The 19768-nt window shown below is 59.6% G+C and carries 20 protein-coding genes; 9 read left to right on the top strand and 11 right to left on the bottom strand.

What is annotated here, in order from left to right:
* The first annotated feature begins 5 nt into the window (after positions 1–5).
* The 4 genes from oppC to A9G06_RS12330 all read left to right on the top strand — a co-directional run bounded on the left by oppC (position 6) and on the right by A9G06_RS12330 (position 4196).
* Positions 6–917 carry an oligopeptide ABC transporter permease OppC gene (gene oppC, locus A9G06_RS12345; protein WP_005347162.1) on the top strand — a complete coding sequence of 304 codons (912 nt, stop codon included), beginning with the start codon at positions 6–8 and terminating at the stop codon, positions 915–917.
* A gap of 55 nt (positions 918–972) precedes the next feature.
* Positions 973–1953 (top strand): ABC transporter ATP-binding protein, encoded by a 981-nt coding sequence (locus A9G06_RS12340; RefSeq protein WP_069555436.1) that lies wholly within the window; start codon positions 973–975, stop codon positions 1951–1953.
* A complete protein-coding gene (gene oppF / locus A9G06_RS12335; protein ID WP_005337666.1) occupies positions 1954–2949 on the top strand; it encodes a murein tripeptide/oligopeptide ABC transporter ATP binding protein OppF in 996 nt (331 codons plus the stop codon).
* A gap of 302 nt (positions 2950–3251) precedes the next feature.
* On the top strand, positions 3252–4196 hold the full coding sequence (locus A9G06_RS12330) for a TerC family protein (RefSeq protein ID WP_005337664.1): 945 nt from the start codon (positions 3252–3254) through the stop codon (positions 4194–4196).
* 65 nt (positions 4197–4261) lie between these two features.
* Here the strand turns inward: A9G06_RS12330 and alr are convergent, their stop codons facing one another.
* A complete protein-coding gene (alr, locus tag A9G06_RS12325) occupies positions 4262–5488 on the bottom strand; it encodes an alanine racemase (protein WP_069555435.1) in 1227 nt (408 codons plus the stop codon).
* 173 nt (positions 5489–5661) lie between these two features.
* On the opposite strand from alr, the gene A9G06_RS12320 reads away from it, so the two are divergent.
* Positions 5662–6111, top strand: a complete 450-nt coding sequence (locus tag A9G06_RS12320) for an isoprenylcysteine carboxylmethyltransferase family protein (RefSeq protein WP_069555434.1) — start codon at positions 5662–5664, stop codon at positions 6109–6111.
* A 94-nt stretch (positions 6112–6205) separates the two neighbouring features.
* On the opposite strand, the gene tapW is transcribed toward A9G06_RS12320, so the two are convergent.
* A complete protein-coding gene (gene tapW, locus A9G06_RS12315; protein WP_069555433.1) occupies positions 6206–7345 on the bottom strand; it encodes a type IVa pilus ATPase TapW in 1140 nt (379 codons plus the stop codon).
* 58 nt (positions 7346–7403) lie between these two features.
* A complete protein-coding gene (locus A9G06_RS12310) occupies positions 7404–7760 on the bottom strand; it encodes a DMT family protein (RefSeq protein WP_005353120.1) in 357 nt (118 codons plus the stop codon).
* 112 nt (positions 7761–7872) lie between these two features.
* Between A9G06_RS12310 and A9G06_RS12305 the strand changes: the two genes are divergently transcribed.
* From A9G06_RS12305 to A9G06_RS12295, 3 genes are all read left to right on the top strand, one after another.
* Positions 7873–8604, top strand: coding sequence for an ABC transporter substrate-binding protein (locus A9G06_RS12305; RefSeq protein ID WP_021230624.1), 732 nt, complete (start codon positions 7873–7875; stop codon positions 8602–8604).
* Between the two features lie 97 nt (positions 8605–8701).
* Positions 8702–9709, top strand: a complete 1008-nt coding sequence (gene btuC, locus A9G06_RS12300; protein ID WP_069555432.1) for a vitamin B12 ABC transporter permease BtuC — start codon at positions 8702–8704, stop codon at positions 9707–9709.
* 65 nt (positions 9710–9774) lie between these two features.
* The gene (locus A9G06_RS12295) at positions 9775–10575 is read left to right on the top strand and encodes an ATP-binding cassette domain-containing protein (protein ID WP_069555431.1); all 801 of its coding nucleotides are present in this window, start codon (positions 9775–9777) and stop codon (positions 10573–10575) included.
* Positions 10576–10691: 116 nt separating this feature from the next.
* Here the strand turns inward: A9G06_RS12295 and A9G06_RS12290 are convergent, their stop codons facing one another.
* Positions 10692–11753 carry a 3-deoxy-7-phosphoheptulonate synthase gene (locus tag A9G06_RS12290; RefSeq protein WP_064336455.1) on the bottom strand — a complete coding sequence of 354 codons (1062 nt, stop codon included), beginning with the start codon at positions 11751–11753 and terminating at the stop codon, positions 10692–10694.
* 144 nt (positions 11754–11897) lie between these two features.
* Here A9G06_RS12290 and A9G06_RS12285 point away from each other — a divergent pair, with 144 nt between their 5' ends.
* Positions 11898–12278 (top strand): diacylglycerol kinase, encoded by a 381-nt coding sequence (locus A9G06_RS12285; protein ID WP_069555430.1) that lies wholly within the window; start codon positions 11898–11900, stop codon positions 12276–12278.
* Between the two features lie 81 nt (positions 12279–12359).
* Here A9G06_RS12285 and serA read toward each other — a convergent pair whose 3' ends face one another.
* The 7 genes from serA to pseI form a co-directional block, all read right to left on the bottom strand.
* Positions 12360–13592, bottom strand: coding sequence for a phosphoglycerate dehydrogenase (gene serA, locus A9G06_RS12280; RefSeq protein ID WP_005337639.1), 1233 nt, complete (start codon positions 13590–13592; stop codon positions 12360–12362).
* Positions 13593–13916: 324 nt separating this feature from the next.
* Positions 13917–14570, bottom strand: coding sequence for a ribose-5-phosphate isomerase RpiA (gene rpiA / locus A9G06_RS12275; RefSeq protein ID WP_005353106.1), 654 nt, complete (start codon positions 14568–14570; stop codon positions 13917–13919).
* Between the two features lie 161 nt (positions 14571–14731).
* Entirely contained in the window at positions 14732–15328 is a 597-nt protein-coding gene (locus A9G06_RS12270; RefSeq protein ID WP_069555429.1) for a 5-formyltetrahydrofolate cyclo-ligase, read from the bottom strand.
* Between the two features lie 211 nt (positions 15329–15539).
* Complete coding sequence (locus A9G06_RS12265; RefSeq protein ID WP_069555428.1) at positions 15540–16874, bottom strand: Na+/H+ antiporter NhaC family protein; 1335 nt, start codon at positions 16872–16874, stop codon at positions 15540–15542.
* Between the two features lie 308 nt (positions 16875–17182).
* Positions 17183–17440, bottom strand: a complete 258-nt coding sequence (locus A9G06_RS12260) for a hypothetical protein (RefSeq protein ID WP_069555427.1) — start codon at positions 17438–17440, stop codon at positions 17183–17185.
* On the bottom strand, positions 17437–18729 hold the full coding sequence (locus tag A9G06_RS12255; protein WP_069555426.1) for a 6-hydroxymethylpterin diphosphokinase MptE-like protein: 1293 nt from the start codon (positions 18727–18729) through the stop codon (positions 17437–17439). Before A9G06_RS12255 ends, A9G06_RS12260 begins: the two co-directional genes overlap by 4 nt.
* Positions 18722–19768: a pseudaminic acid synthase gene (gene pseI / locus A9G06_RS12250; protein WP_069555425.1), complete on the bottom strand. Its 1047-nt coding sequence runs from the start codon at positions 19766–19768 to the stop codon at positions 18722–18724. The genes A9G06_RS12255 and pseI overlap by 8 nt, the downstream gene beginning before the upstream one ends.

Genomic DNA, 19768 nt, shown 5'->3' with positions numbered 1-19768 from the left:
TCATCATGGTTGTTTCAACTGAAAAACGCGATGCCGTCGAGGCGTTCGCGCAAAAAGTGGAAGTGGTGGAGGGGCGCTCCCTGTGGAAGGATGCCCGTCGCCGTTTCCTGCGCAACAAGGCGGCACTGACCAGCCTGATCATTCTGACCATCATCGGTCTGGCGGTCATCTTTGGCCCCCATCTGTCCCAATACACCTTTGACGATCCGGACTGGGGCGCCATGCAGTCGCCGCCCGATATGGAAGCGGGTCACTACTTCGGTACCGACAGCCTGGGGCGCGATCTGTTCGTGCGCACTCTGCTGGGTGGCCGGATTTCCCTGATGGTCGGCATCATGGGCGCCATGGTGGCGGTCATCATCGGCACCCTGTATGGCGCAGCCTCCGGCTTTATCGGCGGGCGGGTCGACAGCCTGATGATGCGGGTACTGGAGATCCTCAACGCCTTCCCCTTCATGTTCTTTGTCATCATGCTGGTCACCTTCTTTGGCCGCAATCTGGCACTCATCTTTATCGCTATCGGGGCGGTGAGCTGGCTCGACATGGCGCGTATCGTGCGCGGCCAGACTCTCAGCCTCAAGAGCAAGGAGTTTATCGAGGCGGCCCACGTCTGTGGCGTCTCCAAGTGGAAGATCATCACCCGTCACATCGTACCGAACGTACTCGGTATCGTGGCCGTCTACGCCACCTTGCTGGTGCCGGGCATGATCATGTTTGAATCCTTCCTGAGTTTCCTGGGCCTTGGGGTTCAGGAACCGATGACCAGCTGGGGTGCCCTGCTGGATGAAGGCTCCAAGTCGATGGAAGTGGCCATCTGGCAACTCCTGTTCCCCGCCAGCTTTATGGTGGTGACCCTGTTTTGCTTCAACTTCCTCGGGGATGGTCTGCGTGACGCCCTCGATCCGAAAGATCGTTAATCGAGCATCGGGTCGACAGGAAAGCATCACGAAAGATCGATAAGGAGTTTTTTATATGAAGTTACTGGATGTGAAAGATCTGCGGGTCGAGTTCAAGACCCCGGACGGCAATGTGGTGGCGGTCAACGACCTCAATTTTTCTCTCTCTGCGGGTGAAACCCTGGGGATCGTCGGCGAGTCCGGCTCCGGCAAATCCCAGACGGCCTTTGCCATCATGGGGCTGCTGGCCAAAAACGGCATTATTACCGGTTCCGCCAAGTTTCAGGGTGAGGAGATCCTCAACCTGCCGGAGTCCAAGCTCAACAAGATCCGCTCCGAGAAGATCGCCATGATCTTCCAGGACCCCATGACCTCGCTCAACCCCTACATGAAGGTGCAGGATCAGCTGATGGAAGTGCTGATGCTGCACAAAGGGGTGAGCAAGGCGGAAGCGTTCGAAGAGTCGGTACGGATGCTCGATGCGGTCAAAATTCCCGAAGCACGCAAGCGGATGGGCATGTATCCCCACGAGTTCTCCGGCGGCATGCGTCAGCGGGTGATGATCGCCATGGCACTGCTCTGCCGGCCGCAACTGCTGATCGCCGACGAACCGACTACCGCACTTGACGTGACCGTACAGGCCCAGATCATGACTCTGATGAACGAGCTCAAGCGCGAGTTCAACACCGCCATCATCATGATCACCCATGACCTTGGCGTGGTCGCCGGTATCTGCAACAAGGTGCTGGTGATGTATGCCGGTCGTACCATGGAGTACGGCAAGGTCGACGATATCTTCTATCGCCCAAGCCACCCCTACACCGAAGGCCTGCTGCGCGCCATTCCTCGTCTCGATACCGAAGGGGAAGTGCTGCCCACCATCCCGGGCAATCCGCCCAACCTGCTGCGTCTGCCCACCGGCTGCCCCTTCCAGGAGCGTTGCCACCGGGTCAGCGAGATTTGCAGCCAGCAGTCACCGATCCTGACTCCGTTCAACGATGGTCGGGAGCGTGCTTGTCACTGGGTTTCGGATGCCATGAACAAGGGGGCCAACTAAATGGGTGCCGACAAAAAATTGCTGTTGGAAGTGTCTGACCTCAAGGTCCACTTCAGTATCAAGAGTGGCAAGGCGTGGCCCTGGGCCAAGCCGTCTGACCTCAAGGCGGTCGATGGGGTGACCTTGCGTCTCTATGAGGGTGAAACCCTCGGTGTGGTGGGGGAGTCCGGCTGCGGCAAATCGACCTTTGCCCGCGCCATCATCGGTCTGGTACCGGCCACCGATGGCAAGGTGGTGTGGCTGGGTGACGATCTCACCAAGCTCGATCAGAATGCTCTGCGCGAGAAGCGCAAAGAGATCCAGATGATCTTCCAGGACCCGCTGGCCTCCCTGAACCCGCGTATGACCATTGGCGACATCATTGCCGAGCCGCTCATCACCTTCTATCCCAACCTGCCACGGGAAGAGGTGAAGGAGAAGGTACGCGCCATGATGAGCAAGGTGGGGTTGTTGCCCAACCTGGTCAACCGCTACCCGCACGAGTTTTCTGGCGGCCAGTGCCAGCGTATCGGTATCGCCCGGGCGCTGATCCTCGAGCCCAAGATGATCATCTGCGATGAGCCGGTGTCGGCGCTCGACGTCTCTATCCAGGCGCAGGTGGTCAACCTGCTCAAATCCCTGCAAAAGGAGATGGGGCTGTCGCTTATCTTCATCGCCCACGACCTGTCGGTGGTCAAGCATATCTCCGATCGGGTGCTGGTGATGTATCTGGGCAACGCCGTCGAGCTGGGGACCCGCAAGGAGATCTTTGCCAATCCGCTGCACCCCTACACCAAGGCGCTGATGTCTGCTGTGCCGATCCCGGACCCTGAGCTGGAGCGCAACAAGGTGATCCAGATCCTGGAAGGGGACTTGCCATCGCCGATGAACCCGCCGTCAGGCTGCGTGTTCCGCACCCGCTGCCCGGTGGCTGGCCCCGAGTGTGCCAAGACCCGCCCCGTGCTGGAGGGGAACTTCGATCACGCGGTCTCCTGCCTCAAGGTCGACCCGCTCTGATGGGGATGTGTTGAACCTGTTTGCGGGGCTCCTTGATGGGGCCCCGATTTATTTTTGACGGCAGTGAAGATGCCTCTTGGCGTTATCTTTTACCGCTGCTACTATCCGCGCAACAAGGGGAGTAACTTCTCGCCGGTTTGTCGTCATTACGGTGCACCCATATCCTGCAGTGCACCCGGCAGCCGGGCAGTTGACGAAAATCAGCTGTAAGTGAGACCTTGCCGAGAGGCAAGGTGTATCTGCTCCAAACGCAAACCCACGCCTCTCGGTCGTGGGTTTTGTCGTTTTTGGGAGAAGTGAAAATGGGTGAATGGTGGATGTGGACCGGTTTCTTCAGCATAGTGCTGGTCCTGTTATGGATAGACATACGCTTTGTCGGTGGCGGCAAGTCACACAAGGTGTCTCTCAAAGAGGCGGGTGTCTGGTCCCTTATCTGGGTCAGCGTGGCCCTGCTCTTCAACCTGGCCATCTGGCTCTGGCTGGATCACAGCGCGGGCCGTGAAATCGCCAACCAGAAGGGACTGGAGTTCCTCACCGGCTACCTCATCGAGAAAGCGCTGGCAGTGGACAACGTATTCGTCTGGCTGATGCTGTTCGGTTACTTTGCCATTCCGGCCGAGTTGCAGCGCCGGGTGCTGCTCTACGGGGTACTGGGTGCCATCGTGATGCGGGCCGGCATGGTGTTCGCGGGCAGCTGGCTCATCGAGCAGTTCCACTGGATCCTCTATCTGTTCGGCGCTTTCTTGCTGCTGACCGGTGCCAAGATGCTGTGGGCGGCCGACAAGGAGCCTGACCTCGCCAACAACCCGTTGCTGGGCTGGATGCGCCGTCGCTTCAAGGTGACCGAGACCCTGGAAGGGGAGAAGTTCTTCGTCTGGCGTGACGGTGTGCGCTATGCCACCCCACTGCTGTTGATCCTGGTGCTGGTGGAGGTGAGCGATCTTATCTTCGCGGTGGACAGTATCCCGGCCATCTTCGCGGTGACCACGGATCCCTTCATCGTGCTGACCTCCAACATCTTCGCCATCATGGGTCTGCGTGCCATGTACTTCCTGCTGGCCGGTGTGGCTGATCGCTTCGCCCTGCTCAAATACGGTCTGGCGCTGATCCTGATGTTTATCGGGGTCAAGATGCTGCTGCTGGATATCTTCAAGATCCCGACCGGCATAGCACTGGGCGTAGTCGCGTTGATACTGCTGGCATCCATGGGGCTGAGTCTGTTTGTGACCCGTAAAAAGGCCGCTTGAGCGCGGCAGACAATGAAGCAATAACAACAAGGGCTCCCGCGGGAGCCCTTTTTCATATCGCGTGATCAGCGTTTGATCTTCTTGGGGTTGGTGTAGCCCCAGATGGTGTACATGTCCGCCAGCAGGGCTCCATTGTACTCCTCCAGATCCGCCTGTTTCACTTCGGCTTCACCCTGACGGCCAAACAGCACCACCTCGTCGCCGGGTTTCACCCCTTTCAGATCAGTCACATCCACCATGATGGTGTTCATGGAGGTCTTGCCTACCACCGGCACCTTCTGACCCTGGATCAGCACATAGGCCTTGTTGCTCAGGGAGCGGCGATAACCATCGGAGTAGCCCAGCGGCAGGTTGGCGAGCCAGGAGTCACGCTTGAGGGTAAAGGTGCGGTCATAACCGACGGTGTTACCCGCGGCATAGTGGTTGACCGAGGCGACCTGGGTCTTGAATGCCATCACCCGCTTGTACTCGGTGTGGGAGGGGATGGAGTCACCGTAGAGCAGGCCACCCGGGCGCACCATGTCGAAGTAGGCGTCCGGCACGGCCAGGGTGGCGAAGGAGTTGGCGGCGTGGATGGTGATCTTGCTGCGATCCAGCTTGCCCGCTTCCAGCAGCCACTGGGAGTCCAGTTTGAACTGGGCCAGCCCCATCTTGACGTCCTCTTTCTCCTCCACCGGGAAGTGGGTCATGATGCCGACCGGGGTGATCCCCTTTAGCTTGAGCATGGCCAGCGTATCCTGTTTGGCATCGGCCAGACGCAGGTCGATGCCGTTGCGACTCATGCCGGCGGAGTTGAGGGCGATATGCACCGGAATGGTGGTGTGGTGGCGCTGGGCGATATCGGCGATACCCTGGGCACTGACCAGACTGCCGATCAGCTCCTCCATCTTGTAGGGCAGGGCCTGCTCTACTTCATCCGGGGTGGCAGCACGCACCCGCATCAGACGGCCGGTAAAGCCCTTCTCGCGGGCGACGCGCGCCTCTTCGTTGCTGGCGATGCCGATGCAGGGGATATTGGCCTTGACCACGGAGGGGACCAGCAGGTCGATGCCATGACCATAAGCGTCGGCCTTCATGATGGCGCAGATCTGCGGGCCCTTGTCACCGAGACGATCCTTGAGGGTCTGGATATTGTGTTCAAAGGCGCCCAGATCCACTTCCAACCAGGCGTTGCTGGCGGTTTGCTCCTGGCCGTTGCGATGATCCGTCGCAAGGGGTAGATAGGGAGCTGCAACGGCTTGGCCCGCGAGCAGGCCGAAGATCAGGGTAGCCAGCAGAGTTTTCTTGTGCATGGTGATTCCTTTTTGTTGTTCGCGTTGGATAGTTTGGACGGGGTCGGCCACATTGGTGGTGGTTTAACCACAACTTGTTGTTATTATTATGATCTTTGTCACTCTCAACAGGCGCTGACTGGTTGGGAGTCTACCGCAACACGGGTTCGGCCGACACTCGTCAGGGGAAGAAAATGGTCAATCTTGAGTTACGTTTGCCACCACCGCTGATCTTCCTGCTCTGTGCCGGGGCCATGTGGTGGCTAAGAGGGGAGAGCCAGCCTGGCATCTGGGCAATGGCGCTGATGGCTGTACTGGTCGTTACGGGGGCCATCATGGGCTTTGGTGCCCTGCAACGGTTTCGTCACCACCAGACCACGGTCAGCCCCACCAAACCTCAGCACACCAGTCGTCTGGTGACCTGTGGCGTCTATCGTGTCAGTCGCAATCCCATGTATCTGGGGCTGCTCTGCTGGCTGGCCGCTTGGGGCTGTTATCTCGGTGGAAGTTGGGTCTGGGTTGGGCCAATTGTGCTGGTGGCCTGGTTGACCCGCTTTCAGATCATGCCGGAGGAGCGGCTGCTGCGCGCCCGTTTCGGCGACGAATATGTGGCGTATTGCCAGCGCGTGCGCCGTTGGTGCTGACTGGCAGTGACCTGCGTGGGCTGAGCGGATAATTCGGGTCAGCCGTGCTGGATAAAGAGAACCCCGGGCGGGCCCAGGGTTCTCGAGGAACTGGTTAGAAAAAATCGCCCTTCTCGTCCTTGGTGGGTTCTAGGCTCCAGCCGGTGGCATCGCAGCTGCTGGCGATCTGCCCCTTCTCCTTCCACAGCTTGATCTTGAGGCGCAGGTTGTTGGCCGAGTCGGCGTTTTTCACCGCCTCTTCTTCCTCAATCACCCCTTCCACCACCAGATCGAACAGGGCACTGTCGAAGGTGACCATGCCAAGGGCCTTGGATTTCTCCATCACCTCCTTGAGGCCGCCAAATTCGCCGCGCTTGATCATGTCGCGGATGGTGTGGGTGCCGAGCATAATCTCCACTGCGGCCCGGCGACCGCCATCGGTGGTTTTCACCAGTCGCTGGGAGACAAAAGCCTTGAGGTTGTTGCCCAGATCGTTGAGCAGTTGCGGACGGCGTTCCTCGGGGAAGAAGTTGATGATGCGATCCAGCGCCTGGTTGGCGTTGTTGGCGTGCAGGGTGGAGATGGCAAGGTGGCCGGTTTCGGAGAAGGCCAGCGCATGCTCCATGGTCTCGCGATCGCGAATTTCGCCGATAAGAATGACGTCCGGCGCCTGACGCAGGGTGTTTTTCAGGGCTGCGTGGAAGCTGCGGGTATCCACGCCAACCTCCCGCTGGTTGATGATGCTCTTGCGGTGGCGATGAACGAACTCCACCGGATCCTCGATGGTAATGATGTGGCCGCCGCTGTTGCGGTTGCGGTGGTCGATAAGCGCCGCCAGCGAAGTGGATTTACCCGAGCCGGTACCGCCGACAAACAGCACCAGGCCGCGCTTCTCCATGATGGTGTCGAGCAGCACGGGGGGCAGTATCAGATCTTCGAAGCGGGGGATTTCGGTCTTGATGTTGCGGGCCACCAGAGAGACTTCGTTGCGCTGCTTGAAGATGTTGACCCGAAAGCGGCCGATCTGGGGCAGGGAGATGGCGAGGTTCATCTCCAGATCCTTCTCGAACTGCTGCTTCTGCTCGCCATCCATGATCTCGGCGGCGATCCGCGCCACTTCCCCCGGCTCCAGCGGCGTTTCGTTGAGGGGGCGCAGGCCGCCGTTAAATTTGGCGCAGGGGGGCGCGCCGGTCGACAGATAGAGGTCTGAGCCATCCTGCTTGGCCAGGATCTGTAACATGTCTCGCAATTCCATTTTTTTGCCTCGTCGATCAATGAGATGCCATGAGCTGGATGATATTGAGTGTACAGCCTCAGGCGCCGGTCAGTTTCTCGCGAAAGACAAAAAAGACCGCACCGAGAATGCAGAGCCCTGCCCAGAGATAGTCCCATTTCAGATCTTCCTTGAGATAGAAGATAGAGAAGGGGACGAATACGGTGAGTGTGATCACTTCTTGCAGGATTTTAAGTTGGCCCACGCTCATCACCGTATGGCCGATGCGGTTGGCAGGCACTTGCAGCAGGTATTCGAACAGGGCGATACCCCAGCTCACCAGGGCGGCAATGATCCAGGGTTTATGGTTCATGCTCTTGAGGTGAGCGTACCAGGCGAAGGTCATAAAGACGTTGCTGCAGAGCAGCAGACCGATACTGGCGAAAATCGGGTTCATAGGGTTCTCCTTGAAAATCCGGCGCATTTTATCCCTGAACCACGGGTTTTCATACGTGGTGCGGGAGGGTATTTTTAACCAACAGGATAAGCCGTGCGAGGTATGCGACGGGATGGGCAAGTTATGCGGGATTGTGTTGTTACTGTTATTTGCCATGCCGGTGCGTGCGGCCCCGACGCTGACGGTGGCCACTGATCTGTGGCCGCCATTTCGCATCCTGCAAGCGGATGGCCGGTTGCAGGGGCTCGACATGGACATCCTGCGCCGGTTGCAACAGGCGAGCGGCATTGAGTTGCAGGTACGGCGGATGCCGTGGGGCAGGGCGCTCAAGCAGATGCAGACCGGCCAGGTCGATCTGATGATTGGCCTCGCCTATACCGCCGAGCGGGCGCAGTTCATCGACTATCTGCAGCCTGCCTACTATCAGTGCTGGCCCGCGTTTTATGGTCAGCCGGTCAATGTGGCCCGGATCCACCAATACCGCGATCTGCAGGGGGTGAAGGTGGGCTATGTGCTCAACTCCGCCTACTTTGAGCCCTTCAACAGTGACAGCCGCCTCGACAAGCACGGAGTACCCACCGAAGATCAGCTGCTGCGCATGGTGCAGCGCGGTCACCTGCCGCTGATGATTGGCACCGACTGCCAGGTGGACTATGCCCTGAGTCAGGGAAATGCAAGCCGGATAGGCAAGGCGGACTACCGCCCCGCCACGCCGGTGACCCTCTATCTGGGGATGAGCAAGCACTCACCTCACCAGTCGCTGCGCCAGCCTTTGCTGGTGGCGCTGCAAAATCTGGTGGCCAGCGGCGAGATAAGCGTGATGGCCAAGCGTTACCAGCCTTGACCTTGGGTGGCAAGCCACTGTTATCATGCCCTTTTCCTGCTTTCCCCCGGCGCTGTGACAGGGCCGGGGAAAGCCTAGTTATTGTCGGGGATTATCCTTGTACCTCTCCCTTATCGCCCGCCAGCAGCGCTGGCAGCGGCGCTGGCTCTGTGGCCTGACGCTGCTGACCTTGCTGCTGTTTCTCTTCTCCCTCGTCTGGGGCGAGTATGTGCTGCTGCCCTGGCAGCCCCTTGGCGATCTCGAACAGCGCATCCTGCTGGAGCTGCGTCTGCCCCGCGCCTTGCTGGCCCTCTTGGCTGGCGCAGCCCTTGCCTGTGGTGGCGCCGTATTGCAGGTGATGCTGCACAATCCGGTGGCGGAGCCCGGGCTGCTTGGTGTCTCGAGTGGAGCAGGCCTTGCCGCCATGGTGGCGATGGCGGTGGCCAAGTCCCTCGGCCTCTATCTGCCCGGCTGGGGGCTGTCGCTGGCGGCCTTCGGTGGCGCCCTGCTGGTGACCATGCTGCTCATTCGGCTGGCTCGTCGGGCGCGTCTCGGCCATGCCCGCTTGCTGTTGTTTGGCGTCGCCATCGGTATTCTTACCAATGCCGCCATGACCTGGTTGATGTACTTTGCCGACGACGGCTCCTTGCGTGAATTCATGTTCTGGATGATGGGCAGCCTCTCTTACGGCAGCCAGCAGTTTGCCTGGTGGTGGCTGGTGCTGCCGCTCACCCTGGGCTGGCTCTGTTGGCAGGGCAAGGCGCTGCAACAGTTGTTGTTGGGGGAGACCCAGGCCCGCCTGATGGGGATGGATGTCGACAAGATGCGGGTGCGGCTGGTGCTGGCGGTCTGTCTGCTGACCGGTGTGGCGGTGTCGTTGTGTGGTGTCATCGGTTTTGTCGGGCTGGTGGTGCCCCATCTGCTGCGGCTCTGCGGTGGCAGCGATCAGCGCTTTCTGCTGCCTGCCTCGGCGCTTGGCGGCGGGGCCCTGCTGCTGGCGGCCGATCTGGTTGCTCGATCCACCCTGAGCGCGGGGGAGTTGCCTATCGGCGTCATCACCGCCTCGGTGGGGGCGCCGCTCTTTATCTACCTGCTATTGAGGCAAGCTGCCGATGGTGCTGCATGAATATCTGCATGATTTGGTCGGGGCGCGCAGTCTCCTTATTTACCCGTTGTTGAGGCAAGATGCCGATGTCACCCGCTGATCCCATGCCGGTTTCTTCTCGTGCTGCTGCGCCGCTGCTGCTGGAGGCGAGCGCACTCGCCATTGCCGGACGGCTCTCTCCCCTAGATATCCGCTGGCATGGTGGCCAGCTGGTGGCGCTGCTCGGCCCCAATGGCAGTGGCAAGTCGACCCTGCTCGGGGCGCTGGCGGGGATTTTACCTGCCGATGGCACAGTGCTGCTGGGGGGGGAAGTGCTTACTGACATGAGTTGGCCCGAGCTTGCCAAACGGCGCGCCATGCTGCCCCAACGTCAGCCCCAGCTGTTTCATATTCCGGTGTTTCAGGTGTTGAGCCTGGGGCTCGATGAGATGGTTGCACCTGCCAGACAGAACGAGGCGATAAATGCATTGTGCGAGGCACTGGAGCTGGAAGCCTTGCTGGCTCGTGACTTCAGCCGGTTGTCGGGCGGTGAACAGCAGCGAGTGCTGATTGCCCGCACCCTGCTGCAGGTGTGGCCGAGCCTCAATCCGACCGGCAAGGTGCTGCTGCTGGACGAGCCGCTGGCGGGGCTCGACCTGCATCACCAGCTGGCGCTGTTGCGGTTGCTGAAAACCTTGGCCGGGCAGGGCTTGCTGGTGGTGCTCGCCATCCACGATATCAATCTGGCCATTGACTGGGCCGACCGCATTCTCTGCCTGCAACAGGGCTCGGTGGTGCGCGAAGGGGGTGTCGAGCTGGTGGATGAGGCGCTGCTGGCACAGGTATTCCAGATCCGCACCGACCGCATCGAAGCGGCAGGGCGCGTGTGGTTTATGCCCAGTTTGTAAGTCGGGTGTACAGGAAAGAGGGCGCATGTAGGGCCGATTAGCGAAGCGTAATCGGCCGACAGCAAGAAGAAGGGGCCGGTATCAAAAATACCGGCCCCTTTGGTTTTATTCGCAGTTCAAGCCTGTTTGCTCAGGCGTACCTGCGCGGCCTCTGCCAGCATCGCCAGCAGGGTTTCGGTGTCGCTCCATGACAGGCAGGCATCGGTGATGCTCTGGCCAAAGGTGGCGGCGCAGCCGTTCTCCACATCCTGACGCCCTTCCACCAGGAAGCTTTCTGCCATGATGCCGGCGATGCCGGTACGGCCGCGGCGCAGCTGATCGCAGATATCTTGCGCCACCAGCAGCTGACGGCGGTGATCCTTCATGCTGTTGCCGTGGCTGAAATCGACCACCAGACGCTCCGGCAGGCCCACATCGGCCAACGCTTCACACGCTTCATCGACACTGGCGGTGTCGTAGTTGGGGCGGTGGCCGCCACGCAGGATCACATGACCAAAGGGGTTACCGGCGGTGCGGTAGATGGTCATCTTGCCGTCTTTGTCCGGCGAATAGAAGATGTGGCTGTGACGGGCGGCGCGCACCGCATCGATGGCGATGCGGGTATTGCCGTCGGTGCCGTTCTTGAAGCCAACCGGGCAGGAGAGGGCCGAAGCCATCTCGCGGTGTACCTGGGATTCGGTGGTACGCGCGCCGATGGCGCCCCAGGTGATCAGGTCGGCAATATACTGGCCGGTCACCATATCGAGGAATTCGGTGGCGGTGGGCATGCCGATCTCGTTGATGTCGACCAGCAGTTTGCGCGCCAGTTTCAGCCCTTCGTTGACGTCGAAACTGCCATCGAGTCGCGGATCGTTGATGAGCCCTTTCCAGCCGACGATGGTGCGCGGCTTCTCGAAATAGGTGCGCATCACGATGCAGAGGCTCTCTTTATACTGCTCGCGCAGGGCGTTGAGGCGCTGGGCATACTCGCGAGCAGCAGCGGGATCATGAATAGAGCAGGGGCCGACAATGACCAGCAGGCGCTGATCGTCTCCGGCCAGAATGGCTTCCACTTCGCGACGGGCATCCAGCAGATTCTGGGCAATGGTATCGGTGATCGGAAACGCGTGTGCAAGCTCGCTCGGAGTGATCAGTGACTCCAGGCGACGGGTGCGCAATTCATCTGTGTGAATGGACATACAACTCAAGTCTCGAGTGGGTGGTGTCAGCCGCAAGGGGCGAAAAAGCAAAGAGATAAAATAAAGCAAAAGTCCCCTGATTGAAACCTTGGGGGGCTCTGATAGGATGTGAAGCCAAAATCGATTCCAAATGAGGTAGATAGCGTGGCAAAGCCAGGGGCAACCGGGGTCACCCGCATCATCAATGCAGCCGGTTACAGCATGAAAGGACTCAGGTCAGCCTGGATCAACGAGGCGGCGTTTCGGCAGGAGCTGATGCTGATCCTGTTGCTGATGCCGCTGGCCTTCTGGCTGGGGGATTCTCTCAACCAGATCCTGCTGCTTATCGTCATCAGCTGGCTGGTGGTGATCGTCGAGATCCTCAACTCCGCCATTGAAGCTGTGGTAGACAGGGTTGGCTCCGAGCATCATGAGCTCTCCGGTCGCGCCAAGGATTTGGGCTCCGCCGCCGTCTTTATCGCGCTGGCCCTCAATGCCTTGGTATGGGGCGCGCTGGTGGGCCGCAACCTGTTGGGATGGTGGTAAGCAACTACGCTGCCTTTGGGTTCTGCTTCATACAAAAGCCCGTCATCACGACGGGCTTTTTGCTGCGCAGATAAGGGGCTATCAGTGGAGGATGCGGGCGCGGATGGTGCCGTTGATCTCCTTGAGCTTGGCGAGCGCCTTCTCGCTGTGCTCGGTCTCCACGTCGATCACCACGTAACCGATATGGCTGCTGGTTTGCAGGTATTGACCGGCGATGTTGATCCCCTCTTCGGCGAAGATCTGGTTGATCTGGTTCATCACGCCCGGCTGGTTGCGGTGAATGTGCAGCAGGCGGCTGGAGCCCTTGTGGCCCGGCAGCGACACTTCCGGGAAGTTGACTGCAGAGAGGGTGGAGCCGTTGTCGGAGTATTTGACCAGCTTGTTGGCCACTTCCAGCCCGATGTTCTCCTGCGCCTCATGGGTGGTGCCACCGATGTGCGGGGTCAGGATGACGTTCTCCAGCCCACGCAGCGGGCTTTGGAACTCCTCGTCATTGGACTTGGGCTCGACCGGGAAGACGTCGATAGCGGCGCCGGCAATATGGCCGCTCTTGATAACGTCAGCCAGCGCATCGATATCCACCACGGTACCGCGGGCGGCGTTGATGAAGATGGCGCCCGGTTTCATCATCCGCAGCTGCTCGGCACCGATCATGTTCTTGGTGGAGGCGGTCTCCGGTACGTGCAGGCTGATGACGTCAGACATATTGAGCAGCTCGACCATGCTCGGCACCTGAATGGCGTTACCCAGCGAGAGCTTGTTCTCGATATCGTAGTAATAAACCTTCATGCCGATGCTTTCGGCGATGATGCCAAGCTGGGTACCGATGTGGCCGTAGCCGATGATGCCGAGCTTCTTGCCGCGCGCTTCCACCGAGCGGTTGGCCAGTTTTTCCCACACGCCGCGATGGCACTTGGCGTTCTTCTCGGGGATGCCGCGCAGCAGCAGCAGGATCTCGCCCAGAACCAGCTCGGCGACCGAGCGGGTGTTGGAGAAGGGGGCGTTGAAGACCGGAATACCGCGGATCTGGGCCGCTTCCAGCTCGACCTGGTTGGTACCGATGCAGAAGCAGCCGATGGCGACCAGCTTGTTGGCGGCGTCGAGGACTTTCTCGGTGATCTGGGTGCGGGAGCGCAGCCCGATGAAATGGACGTCGCGGATCTGCTCGATCAGCTCCTCTTCGGAGAGCGAGGTCTTGAGATACTCCACACTGGTGTAACCTGCGGCACGAAAGGTTTCTACGGTGTTGGGATGAACCCCCTCCAGCAGCAGAACCTTGATTTTATCCTTGTCCAACGAAAACTTGGCAGTCATGACGATCCCTCTGTATGTGCAAACGTAAGTGCAGATTTGGTGTGCGAAGAAAACCGTAAAGTAGCAAAAACGTTTGGGAGAGGGAATATTTGTGACGAAAGTCAAATTCTTTGAAGTTATCAACGAATGTTGTAAACATCCGTATGCAACTTGTTGAGGGATAAATAAAAACGGCGCCATCAGGCGCCGTCATTTATTCACAGTGCAATGTTTGGGTCATATCCCATCCAGGGGCTCAATCAACGCCGCTGCTGCGTCAGAGGTTGCAGAGTGGCGCTGGCGTGCGAGGGAGGATGCCGCTGCACTGTGCTGCCGGTGTCGGGATTACTGGGTAATCACGCCGTCCGGCGTACCGATCAGGACCACATCGGCGCCGCGCGCGGCGAACAGGCCGTTGGTGACCACGCCAACAATGGCGTTCAGTCGTACTTCCAGCGCCTTGGCGTCGGTAATGGCCATGCCTTTCACATCCAGAATGTGGTTGCCGTTGTCGGTGACCACGCCTTCACGCCACACCGGGTTACCACCCAGTTTGCGAATTTCGCGGGCCACGTATTCGCGGGCCATCGGGATCACTTCCACCGGCAGCGGGAACTGGCCCAGCACGTCGACGGTCTTGGTGTTGTCGATGATGCAGATGAACTTGTCAGCGACGGCGGCAACGATCTTCTCGCGGGTCAGGGCTGCGCCACCGCCCTTGATCATGTCGCGGGTTGCGTTGATCTCGTCGGCGCCATCCACATAGACGGAGAGGGCGTCGATCTCGTTGAGATCATATACGGTGATGCCGAAGCCCTTGAGGCGCTCGGTAGAGGCCACGGAGCTGGAAACCGCCCCCTTGATCTCGTCCTTCATGGTCGCCAGCGCGTCGATAAAGTGGTTGACGGTAGAGCCGGTGCCCACCCCGACGATGGTGCCGGGAACCACATACTTGAGCGCAGCCCAACCGGCCGCCTTCTTCATTTCATCTTGAGTCATGATCGTTCCTTAAGAAAAAAGCGGGCGCATTATATCCAACCCGGTACCCCGTCGCGACCTTGTTGCTCACGTTCCGGGGCAAAAAGAGGGACTTTGTAAATCGTTTGCCTGTTTATTCTGCGTTTGCGCGCACAAAGCAGGGGCTGCCTGCCAAAAACAGCCTATTCAAAGCGCCAGCAGTGGCTCGGGGTGATGATTTGGGGCAGCGGCACATCCCACTCCTCTTGCGGGATGGCATCTACCTGCTGGCAGTCGTGGGCAATGCCGAGTGGCTTGGGGCCCAGTTTGTGCTCATGCCAGATGGCGAGAGTGCGATCGTAGTAGCCGCCCCCCATGCCAAGGCGATTACCTTGAGCATCGAAGGCGACCAGCGGGGTGCAGATAAGATCGAGCGTGCTGTGGGGCACCACCTGCAGGATATCCAGCTCCGGTTCTTCGATGCCGTAGCGGTTGCGCACCATGGGACTGGTGGCGGTATAGCGCAAAAAGAGCAGGTGACCCGGGGTAAAGGGGTGGAGCACCGGCAGGTAGACCTCTTTGTGCTGGGCCCATAGCCAATGGATGGTGGGCAAGGGGTTGATCTCCCCATCATTGGCCAGATAGAGGGCAATGCGTTTGGCGGCGAGGATCTCGGGGTGTTGCTTGAACTGGGCCAGCAGCTGTTGGGCCGCCGCTTGCTGCTCGGCCGGACTCAGATTTTTGCGGCGTTGACGAACCAGTTGGCGCAGGGATTGACGTTCGGGTTGGGACTCATGCATAGGGAACCTCTGGTATAGCTGCGCATCAATGGCTTGAACGCGCTCTACCTTAGCACATTCACTCTTGACGTTAAGGGGGGCAGGGAAACCCCGTCCCGGACGGCTGATGCCCGGAACGGTGGGATAAATGCTGGCGGCTCCGATAGTGAGTCAACAAGGGCCAGGGTGTGACCCCTGTTGATGGCATGTCGGCGCGCCAGCGTCTGGTCAGCTACTTCTCAGCCTTGCCGCGCATCTGGTGCTTCACAAACACTGCAATGAGTGCCGCTACCGCGAGCGCCATCGGGTAGAAACTCATGCTCACCACGGCTAGCGGCGAGAGGGCGAAGATGGATCCCAGCAGCAGCGCCTGCGCGCCCCAGGGGATCAGACCCTGTACCACGCAGGAGAAAATATCGAGCATGGAAGCGGCTCGGCGCGGGGTGACACCGTGGTGTTCGGCCAGATCCCGGGCCACCTTGCTCGCAACGATAATGGCCACCGTGTTGTTGGCGGTGCAGAGGTTGGTGAGGCTCACTACCCCGGCGATGCCGAGCTCGGCCGCTTTCTCGTTCTGTTCACCATTGTGCTCGCGAGTGAAACGGGCAATCAGGGCGCTGATGCGCTCGCTGATCCATGCCAGTCCACCCTGACGCTCCATCAGGGCACCGAGGCCGCCGATGAGCATGGAGAGCAGGAAGATCTCCTGCATGCCGGTAAAGCCCTGATAGATATCCTTGCTGAACTGACCGATGGCGTAGCCGTTGATCATGCCCACCACTCCGGCGGCCAGAATGCCGATCCCCAGCACCACAAACACATTCACTCCGGCGAGCGCCAGCCCCAGGATCAGCAGATAAGGCATCACCTTGAACAGCTCGATGGCGCTGCCGCTGGCAGGGGATTCACCCACTGAGCCCAGGGTCAGATAGAGCAGGATCACCGCGATGGCGGCAGGGGCCGCAATCTTGAAGTTCTCGCGGAACTTGTCCTTCATCTCGCACCCCTGACTGCGGGTTGCTGCTATGGTGGTGTCGGAGATGATGGAGAGGTTATCGCCAAACATGGCGCCGGAGAGAATGGTGCCTGCCATCAGCACAGGATCGATACCGGCAGCCTGCGCCACGCCCAGCGCGACCGGCGCCACGGCACCTATGGTGCCCATGGAGGTGCCCATGGCGGTAGCAATAAAGGCAGAGATGAGGAACAGTCCGGGCAACAGCGCCCAGCCGGGAATGAGGGAGAGACCCAGCGCCACGGTGGCGTCAACGCCGCCAGTGGCCTTGGCCACGCTGGCAAAGGCGCCTGCCAGCAGATAGATAAGGCACATCGCCATGATATTGCTGTGGCCGACCCCCTTGAAGAAGGTCTCCAGATTGCTGTTGAAGCTCTCTTTGCCAAGCAACAGGGCCAGCATCACCGCAGGCAGGGCAGCAACCGGAGCGGGCAGCTGATAGAAAGCGAACTCGACCCCCTGCAGGGTCAGCCAGGTACCGGTACCGATAAAGAGTGCGAGAAAAACCAGAAGTGGCAGCAAGGCCCTGGCACTGGGTTGGGTCTGGATCATGTGTTCCTCTGAAATTGAACAATGACCTCCTGTCGTGAACTGCTTTGTGCCTTTATCGGATCGGAATAGGGGGAAAACAGCGCGGGCATCCTGCCGCATCGGGGGGCCCACAGTAGTGAGTCAACCTCGCTTGGTCAAGATAGACGTCCAGATGGATAGGTGTTTTTGTTTGGTGATTTCGCTCATGCGATTAAATCCGTTAAATGTTCTGAAATATCAAAAAATTCCGTTTAAATGTCGGTGTGGTTGCTACCATGAAATGTCTGAGTAGCGTACCAATGGATTGGCTGCTATCTCCGATCCGGATGTCAGGAGGGGCTTGTTTCTGAGGCGACCGTCAGGAGCGCAGCCAGCTCTCCTTCAAGCCAGTCGGCCAATCCCAGCCAGTCATGGCGCTCCTGGCAAGCCAGCAGGGCACTCACTATGGTCACGGCATCGCCTTGGTGCTCAGGAGGTAGAGCATGCAAGGCCTGCTCTACCAGACCGGGAAGCTGCAGCGCACTTTCAACATGAAGGCCAAGGCGAAAATTGTGTGCCAGTGCAATGCACTGCTCTGTGATGATCATTGCATCAGCTCCGGATGATAGTCACAACCGAGCAGGGCGGCGCCGTCGCGGCTGCTGTTCCAGAATTTGACCTCCGGGTGGCTTGCCATATAGCGCTCAAGCTCGATCTGATAGGTGGTGAAATTGGGGTTGGTGCTGACGCGCTGACCATGACCATCCAGTACCCAGCTGAGGGCCTGGCTGGCAACAGGACCCAAAGCACCATCATCCCAGCCGGTATGGGTCTGACCACCGGGGAAGGCGAAGTCACAGCCGAGCAGAATGATCTCTCGACAACCCATCTTGACGGCGAGATCGACGGTGGGATGGATCACGCTGCCTCCTTGATGGAGTAACCCTTTGGGATGAGTGTGACGAAGCTGCTTATACACCGGGCTGATGGAGTAGGCGGTAAAACGCGGCCCTTGCCAACTTGCGAGCGTCTCATGGGGCACCATGGGGGCATATACCAGAGGAACCGAGGTGAGCCCCTGGCTTGCCAGCCGATCCGGAGTCAGAGCGTCGTCGATAGTTACGACCAGATCCACACTGATACCGTATTGTCGCAGAGGGGTGAGCGCAGTATCGACACAGAGTACCTTCCACTCCGGATGTTGCTGCAACAAGCCAGCAAGGCGAGGGAGATGGTGTTGCAGGCTGGGACCGCTGGCGATGACCAGTGCAGTAGCATCCGTGTGTGAGCCAAAAAGCGTGGCAACATCGCCATCTTCACCCACAAGTGGCAGATTCTCGGTCAGTCGCCCGGTAATGCGCGGCAAGTCGGGGACGAAGCGTTGCCTGGTGTAAGTCGCCATCACTTCGCTCACCAGTCGACCACGAATACGGCAGGCAGCATCTTCGGCCAGCTCCAGTTCGCTGGGGAGGGCGAAGAAGGGGAGGACAATCTCCTGTTCATCGGCCGCGAGGCTCAGCTCTACCCTGGGGTCTTGCAGCCACTCGTCGTGCTCGAGCAAGGCCAGCACCAGAGTGAAGAGATTGTGGTGCATGATATGGATATGGAGGGTTTCTAACCGAGGGCGTGCCAGCAGCACCTTCTGCAGATCGCCGAGTCCGGTGCCATAAAGATGCAGCACGGGTACATCGGGAAGAGTTGCCGCTTGCAGTTCTGCCTCGGCCACCCGGTCATGGCGGCTGGTAAGCTGGATGCCATTGACCAGCAGTGTGCTGCTGAGGCCTTCACACAACTCCACCTGCAGATCGCCCAGCTGTGCCACCATGAGGTGGGCTGCAAGCCGTGGCCAACGCTGTTCGATTATCGCCAGATGGTGGCGCAACAGATCTTCATTCATCTTGTGCAATCCACTCCCAGTTGAGAGGCTGATTGGCGCTCAGATCGCGGCTGACCCGCTTGCCGATGAGTCGATCGTAATCGGCCGGGGGCAGGCCGAGGGCGGGGCGCACCGACTTGATGTGCTCTGCGGTGAGCACATCTCCGGCTGCAATATCCCTGACCAGATAGAGGGAGCGGCGAAACGCACGGTTACCCTGTTCACTGGCGGTGAGCTGGTAATCGGCCACCCCGAGCGCTGCATGGGCGGTATTGACCGAGGCAATCAGCTCGGCGAGCTCGGCCGGCTCCATGGAGAAGGCGCAATCCGGCCCGCCGTCGGCGCGGGCCAGGGTGAAGTGCTTCTCGATCAGGGTTGCCCCGAGCGCAGTGGCGGCGATGGCCGTGGCCGATCCCAGAGTGTGATCAGAGAGCCCCACCTCGACCCCGAAGCGCTGGCGCAACATAGGGATGGTACGCAGGTTGTATTCGGCGGCTGGGGCCGGGTAACCGCTGACACAGTGCAACAGTGCCAGATGGCCGTTGCCATGCTTGAGCGCCATCTCGACTGCCGCGGTGATCTCGGGCTCGTTCGCCATGCCGGTGGACATTATGAGCGGCTTGCCGGTCTGGGCGGCGTAGCGAATGAGGGGAAGGTCCACCAGCTCGAAGGAGGCGATCTTGTAGGCCGGGCAGTCGAGGGATTCCAGCAGATCCACCGCGCTGAAGTCGAACGGACTGCTCAAGACCGTCAGCCCCAGCTCGCGCCCCTTGGCAAACAGCGCCTGGTGCCACTCCCACGGGGTGTGCGCCCACTCATAAAGATCGTAGAGGCTGTGGCCATCCCACAAACCGCCGTGGATCTGAAATTCCGGTCGATCACTTTTGAGGGTGATGGTATCCGGGCGGTAGGTTTGCAGCTTGACGGCGCTGGCACCCGCTGCTTTGGCGGCGGTCATAATGGCCAGGGCGCGATCCAGATTGCCATTGTGGTTGGCCGACAGTTCGGCAATCACATAGGGGGCCTGTTCCTGGTTGATGGGGCGATGATCGATCTGCAT

Origin of the sequence: Aeromonas sp. DNP9, assembly GCF_001728955.1 — a bacterium.
GTDB classification, from domain to species: Bacteria; Pseudomonadota; Gammaproteobacteria; order Enterobacterales; family Aeromonadaceae; genus Aeromonas; species Aeromonas veronii.
The sequence above is the reverse complement of the archived record's forward strand: the minus strand, read 5'-3'. Positions and strand labels throughout refer to the sequence as shown.